Raw genomic sequence first — 6,343 nt, 5'->3', positions numbered from 1 at the left:
ATTCTGGGGGAGGGGGGCGTTGTGCGCGGTCGGTCAAAATCAGACTCGCAATCCGCTTCGCTGCGTTTCGCAATGGCCAAACCTCAAAACGCAGAACCGATTTCGTCCTTGGTGAATAATGCGGGTTGAGTCCGCATTGCCGTTTGACGAATACCGTTTTGGATCAATTCCAATGACTTGGCCGGCCCCACGGCGGGAAGATCAAAGTCCAACTCGGCTTCGACCACTTTGTAGAACCATCGGTCCTTGCGTTTCGCATAGACCTGAAGTGTCGGTTGGTTAGTGATCCCGACCATCAAACGGTCCTCCACAACGTGAACATCCAACACGAACGTTGGTGACAGCTCGTAGCGTCCTACCAGTCGTTGCATTGTGGCCAAGTCGACGGTGATCTCGCGCGGTTTGGAGTCGTGCTCAGGTTCCAGATCGGCGAGATCGCCGCCGCCAGCGAGTCGGCGGACGATGTTCTCGGCCATGGATTCGACTTGGCGTGCTTCGGCGGTATTGGTGAGTGCGACGACGCCGACTTGATGTTTGCGATTGACGAACATGACGGAATGGAAGCCGCCGGTTTGGCCGTTATGCCAGCGAGTTTCTCCGTCGCGGGCGATCTGCCATCCCAGTCCCATGGCAAAGTGTTCACGACTGCTGGCTTGATGTTCCTTCCATGCCATTTCGATCCCCTCGACTAAGTCGCGGTCGGCTGAAATTTGAGTCGGTTCCAGAACCGCCGCCATGAACTTCATCATGTCCGCTGTGGTGCTGCGGATACCGCCGGCACCGGGCATATCGGCGAACTCCCAAGTGGATGCTCGCGTTCCGAACGACGAATGAGGAATCGCCATACGCCTCTTTTGCCGATCCGAAAGATTGACGACGGTGTCGTCCATCTGCAACGTTCGCGTGATTCGTTTTTGAAGCAACCGTTCGTAGGACGAGGCCCCATCTTGCAATGTGAGAAGATGCCCCAACCACGCAAAGGCAAAGTTGCTGTATTCGTATTGCGTACCCGGTCGTCGAGGAAGCCGGTAGTTTTGCAGGAATTCGATCGCTTTGGACGAATCGTAGTTCGCGTACGGATTATCGGCACCGGCGTTACCGAAGTTGGTTGGAAGTCGCGGTAACCCCGAGCGATGGGTGGCCAGTTGCAACCAATTGATCGTCTGACCTTGATAGTCCGGCACGGCAACGCCGCTATCGTCGTGCCCAGCTTCGTCGAGCAAGGTCAGAGGATTCTGATCCGCTTCGATTCCGAGCAACACTCCGGTGAAGACTTTGGAGATCGAAGCGATTTCGTAAATGGTCTGATCGTTCGGTGGTCCTTCGCCGGGACGTGCTTCACCCAGATGAAACGAGAACCGGCGTGATCCGTCGATGATTCCGACCGATAGTCCAACCACGCGGTGCTGTTCGACCAGGGGAGCGGCCATTCGCTGCGCCTCTTCGACGGTCAGATCGGCAGCACCGATCGACTCGTCGAAATGGATCATTTGCAAGGAAATGCCGAGGGCGAAGAAACAAAAAAGTGTTCGTACCATGGTGACCATTTCCGTTGAAGCTTGGATGTCGTCGAACCGCTCGTCTAAGTGCCTATCCGAAAAGGGGTCTGACCCTTTGGAGGCGAGTCGATTTTGGCTGCGTTTTTGGCCTCGCCAGAGAGGGTCAGACCCCTTTTCGGATAGGCCTTTAAACGACCGCTTTCTTGGCCGCCTTGAGCCAATCGTGTTCTTCTCGTTTTTTGTAAAACGGATCCAGAGGATAGCATCCGCTGATGATACCTTGCCGAGGAGCGGTGGTGCAGTCACTGAACGTACGGCAGACCTTCTTGCGTTGCCAAACGCGTCCGGCGATCACGTCGGCGGGCAGGTCCGGGTAGGACAGCACCATCCGGCCCAACCCGATCGAATCGGCCAACCCGCCACGGACGACCGCTTGAGCAACATGCGGAAGGTAGTCTTGTAAATAAGTGTAGCCTGAACCGATGAACAATATCTCACGATGCTGGCGTTTGAGTTCAGCTACCGCCGCGATCTGCCGAGCCACACCGACCAACGGGTCTTCCGGCGGATGATATCCGTCGCTCGGCGGAAAGTAAGCGGGACGTTGCAAGTGCGGCGTGTAGTAGGGACTTCCGGCGGTCGTGCAAACCATTCGAATACCAAGATCGTGCATCAATCGCACGAAACGCGATGGTTCGGTGAGATCCACCCCGAGGCCATCCGGTGTGGCACCGAAAACTTTGTTCGGTTCACTGTCTGGTTCCGGTACTCCTACTTGATCCGGCCCGGGACAATGCGGCACGAAATCGAATACGGACAGACGGACACCGATTTGTAGATTCCGGGTCGCGCCGCGAATGCCCTGCACGATGTCGCGCAGGAATCGAGTGCGATTCTCGAACGACCCACCATACTTTCCTTGCCGATCAACACCTGAAAGTAACTCGTGGCCGAGATAACCGTGGCAGTGTTTGACATCAACGAACGTGAAGCCAATTTTCTCGACCAGGCAGGCCGCGTCGATAAAGTCCGCGATCAACCGGTCGAGTTCCTCGTCGCTGAACATCGCCGAGTCATCCGTCACGCCGACACGTCGATCGAGCACCACGTTGCGTTGAACGGTACGAGGCTCGGCTTTTTTCTTTTCATTGGGACGCGCGTAGCGTCCCGAATGGGTTAATTGCAAGCCGATCATCAAATCATCGCTACGATCGAAGTGTTCTTCATGCGTATCGATCAGTTCTTGCCTCAGCGACGCGATGTCGGCCAGGTTCGCTTCGTTGAGGACCAATTGGTTCGGATTGGCGCGTCCGTCGTGACGAACCGCGACCGCTTCGCCGCCCCACATCCACTTCGCGCCGCTGAGGCCGAAGTTTCGCCAACGTCGTCGCGTCAGATCAGTAGGTTTGCCATCGGAGGTTCCGTCCCAACCTTCCATCGGCAAAATACAAAATCGATTGCCGATCGTTTGGCCGTGAACCTGCAAAGACTCGGCTAAAGGGGAGTCCGCCCCGGATTGCACGACGGCTTCGCTGGGCAGATCGATCCCGGATTCTTGCAAGTGAGCGGTGAAGGCGTCGTAGTTCTTCAGACCGGCGATACGTGGGTAGCTCATAGGGTCTCCAGGAGGGCGTCAAGATCGTTGGCGATTTGCAACAAGATTTCGCGATCGGACTGGGGTCGCGAAGGGCTTTGCGGATGCGTCGGATCGCAATCGATACGGCCACGCAACTTCAAGAACATCGCCGCAGAGTGTTTGTAAGCGGGCACCGGACGACGGAAAGCGAACGTGCCGAGGTACTGTAGTAAATCATTGAGTTGATAAAAACGTTCGTCGCCTTCGGCCCATAACCGATCACGGACCGCGAACGCGGCCGGATGAAACGTGCTTAGGCCGAGCAAGTAATCGCTTCCATACATCACCATGTCGATGGCGAGGTCGTTGCCGGTCAGGACGAGGAAGTCCGGTCGGACACGATCACGGAGTTGCAGACGTTGCCACTCGAGCGTTCGATCAAGTGAAGAATGTTTGGCCCCCAAGCACTGGGAGATTTGCATCATTCGTTCATAGAGTTCGAGCGAATAGATCTTTCCGAAAGGCGCGAACATTTGGCCCAGTTCGAATGCGTAAAACACATCGCAGTTCGTTGCCAACGACGAGTAGGCATCAAACACATTATCGTCGTCGCCTCCGGTCAACCCAAATGATTGAAACAGGATCGGCGTTCCGCCGTGAGATTGCACGTCATCGATCCCGCGAGCGTATGCGGATCGATCCAGCGAATCACCGGGGCGATCACCGACGAAGACGCCTCCGACAAACGACCGACCGTTGGCGATCGCTTGGCAGCGCCGGAGCGTTTCGATCCGGGTCGCGTCGTCGATCAAATTGGCGTAACCGGTGTCCATGTTGATCGCGGGTGACAACCCCGCGTCGAAGGTCGCCGTGACATGACGTTCGAATCCGGGCCAATCGATCCCACCATCGTCAAGGAAAGGCAACAAAATTGCCGACATCCCCGTGATCTTGCGTCGGGGTCGCAGCATGGAAATGGGATCAATCATCAATCGAATTTCGCGTCAGAAGTGAGGGCAAATGGCCATATGCGGAGGATCGATTCGATCTCGATCGCGGCCGGGTCAGTCTTACGGAAAGGAAATTTAGTTCCCCCCGATCACCGCGTCTTGGTGAATCAGGCAAATCGGCCGATTTGCAGTTTGGGCAAGTGCACAGCGTCCCCCGGGCAGGACTCCACTCCTGATGCGCACGACCGATGCCGGGGAATCGAATTTTGGGCGGGAAAAAAGGAGATCCTCCGAGATCCGATTGCCTTTCGGAGAAAACCCGCTTATAGTGACCGAAAACCACGCTAACGACCGACAAAGGAAGTTAATTCTTCATTAGCCAGGAAGTTAGCATGAGTCCACTGCCACGTCTTGTCCCTACCTGGACCGGTTTCGCAGGAACTCTTGCGGCGCCGCTCAAGGCCTTTTCTTGCAAGGAGTTGGTTATGTCACACGCAGTCGACATTTCGCCGTCGGAGGTTCCCGCTTGGCGGTTCCGCTCGATCGGTCGGTTTCTTTACACGCAGAATCCGTTCTATCTGCTGAGTTGTTTTTTGATCATTTACGGTTTGCAGGTAGCGACCGTTTCGCAGGGCGATCTTGTATCCCGGTCTTTGTTGTTGGCTGGTGGTATCGGCTGTTACACGTTGTTGATGGCGATGACCTCGATCGGTGTGATTCGATTGGGAAAGGTGTGGGAGGACGGACGTTCGATCTTATTGGTCGTCGTGGTTAGCTTGGTGGCGTTGTCGACGGCGCTGGACGAACTGTGTTTGACCGATCCGTCGACGGCGATGACGCTGGCGATCGGCGGGTTATTTGGCGGTGTTTTGACGACCGAAGTGGTTTTGCGAAGTTGTCGGATCGCATTTCCGTTTTGGTATCGGGCGAGCTATTACGCGATGTTGCTGGTGTTTTTCGCCAGCCCGGTCCTGCTCGGTCGGGCCGTGGCTGAACGTCATGACCGATTGGCCAATGCGGGGTCAGTGATTTTTTCATGTGGCATTGCCGTCGCGATGTTGTTGTTGATTCCTGCGATTCGTCGGGGCCGCAGTTCGGTACGTCACAACGGGACGCCTTGGCGTTGGCCGCTTTATCCGCTGAGCGCTTTTGTTGTCTTGTTGGTTTTGGCTGGCATTCGTTCCCACGCGATCTGGCTGTCGTTCGGATTCTTTGGCGAGTCGTTCGGATTCGAGCCTTTCTTGCTATTGCCGATGCTGTTTGCGATGTTGGTCTTGGCCGTTGAATCCGATGTGCATCGACGGACACCGGTTTGGTCGATCGGAACGTTGTATGTGGCACCGGCCATGCTGTTGTGCGGGTTGGGGGCGCGAGGCATGACGCGACTGCCCATCGCGGACGATTTACAACTGGTCGCGGGGTCGGCAACGACGATCACGATGTTATCCCTAACGGCATTTTACGCCTACGCGGCGTTGCGAGGCGTTCGGCACAGTGAACACGCCTTGGCGGGGGCGTTGATCGGAACAGGGCTATTCGCCGAGATATCCAGACCGCTTCAAGCGGCGGGGATTCAATCTTGGGTGTTCGTCTTGTTGGCGGCTTTGGTTTATTTGTTACTGGCGATTCGCGATTGGCAAAGTGATTTGCGTTGGTTTGCATTCGCGGTGTTGTTCTCCGGTGCGCTCGCATTGGCCGGCCCGTCGCTCGGGAGGCCGAACGTGGGCTACGCGTGTTCGGCGGTGTTTTTAAGTGGGGCGATGTTGGCGATCGGTTGGTTATTCGATACGGCGTTTGCGAGAGGATTGCGTCGTATGGCGGCCGGTTGCCTTACGCTGGGGGCTGGCGTTTTGGTGGCTTGGCATCTCGACCGGGCGAGCGACAACCGCGCGGTGATCGGTTTGTTGGCGGCGTCGGCGGTAACGCTGGGATATTGGTGGCTGACCCGTCGGTTTGCGTGGATCTATGTTTTTACCGTTCAGGCGACGTGCTTGGCCGTGGTCGTCGGGCAGGCTTGGATCGAAGGTGGCGGGATCGCCAGCGTGAACGTGCCGCTGCACAGTGGTATGTTGTGTTTTGCGATCGGGGTCATGATCACGGCGATCAAGAGCGGGTTGGGCGAGCGTCTATGGCCGGCGGTGGAATCGTCAGGGCGGATGGGCAGATTCCAAATGGGATTATGAAGGAAATGGTCGCAGCTTGGACCTTACGAACTTCATCGTCTGGGACACGACAGGCGAGCGGGAATCTGCTAATTTGCCGGTTCTTCAGGGTTCGCACTTGTTGAGTCCGACGCTGAAGAGCCGTTTTGACGATCG

General features: G+C 56.4%; 4 protein-coding genes. 1 reads left to right on the top strand and 3 read right to left on the bottom strand.

The features are described from left to right. Positions 1-83 precede the first annotated feature (83 nt). From Pla100_RS00075 to Pla100_RS00065, 3 genes are all read right to left on the bottom strand, one after another. Positions 84-1,538, bottom strand: a complete 1,455-nt coding sequence (locus Pla100_RS00075; RefSeq protein ID WP_197167599.1) for a serine hydrolase — start codon at positions 1,536-1,538, stop codon at positions 84-86. A 148-nt stretch (positions 1,539-1,686) separates the two neighbouring features. After that, complete coding sequence (locus Pla100_RS00070; protein WP_146575681.1) at positions 1,687-3,114, bottom strand: oxidoreductase; 1,428 nt, start codon at positions 3,112-3,114, stop codon at positions 1,687-1,689. Next, the gene (locus Pla100_RS00065; RefSeq protein WP_146575680.1) at positions 3,111-4,064 is read right to left on the bottom strand and encodes a dihydrodipicolinate synthase family protein; all 954 of its coding nucleotides are present in this window, start codon (positions 4,062-4,064) and stop codon (positions 3,111-3,113) included. Before Pla100_RS00065 ends, Pla100_RS00070 begins: the two co-directional genes overlap by 4 nt. 446 nt (positions 4,065-4,510) lie before the next feature. Here Pla100_RS00065 and Pla100_RS00060 point away from each other — a divergent pair, with 446 nt between their 5' ends. Next, entirely contained in the window at positions 4,511-6,208 is a 1,698-nt protein-coding gene (locus Pla100_RS00060; protein WP_146575679.1) for a DUF2339 domain-containing protein, read from the top strand. The last annotated feature ends 135 nt before the right edge of the window (positions 6,209-6,343 follow it).

It is taken from the genome of Neorhodopirellula pilleata, from assembly GCF_007859915.1.
In the GTDB taxonomy this organism is placed as follows: Bacteria; Planctomycetota; Planctomycetia; order Pirellulales; family Pirellulaceae; genus Rhodopirellula; species Rhodopirellula pilleata.
Note: the sequence above shows the minus strand (reverse complement) of the source record. Positions and strands in the feature narration are given on the sequence as shown.

Bases quoted from the DNA above. Each gene is read 5' to 3' on its own strand.
- Pla100_RS00075 (WP_197167599.1), bottom strand. From the start codon at position 1,538: ATGGTACGAACACTTTTTTGTTTCTTCGCCCTCGGCATTTCCTTGCAA.
- Pla100_RS00070 (WP_146575681.1), bottom strand. From the start codon at position 3,114: ATGAGCTACCCACGTATCGCCGGTCTGAAGAACTACGACGCCTTCACC.
- Pla100_RS00065 (WP_146575680.1), bottom strand. From the start codon at position 4,064: ATGATTGATCCCATTTCCATGCTGCGACCCCGACGCAAGATCACGGGG.
- Pla100_RS00060 (WP_146575679.1), top strand. From the start codon at position 4,511: ATGTCACACGCAGTCGACATTTCGCCGTCGGAGGTTCCCGCTTGGCGG.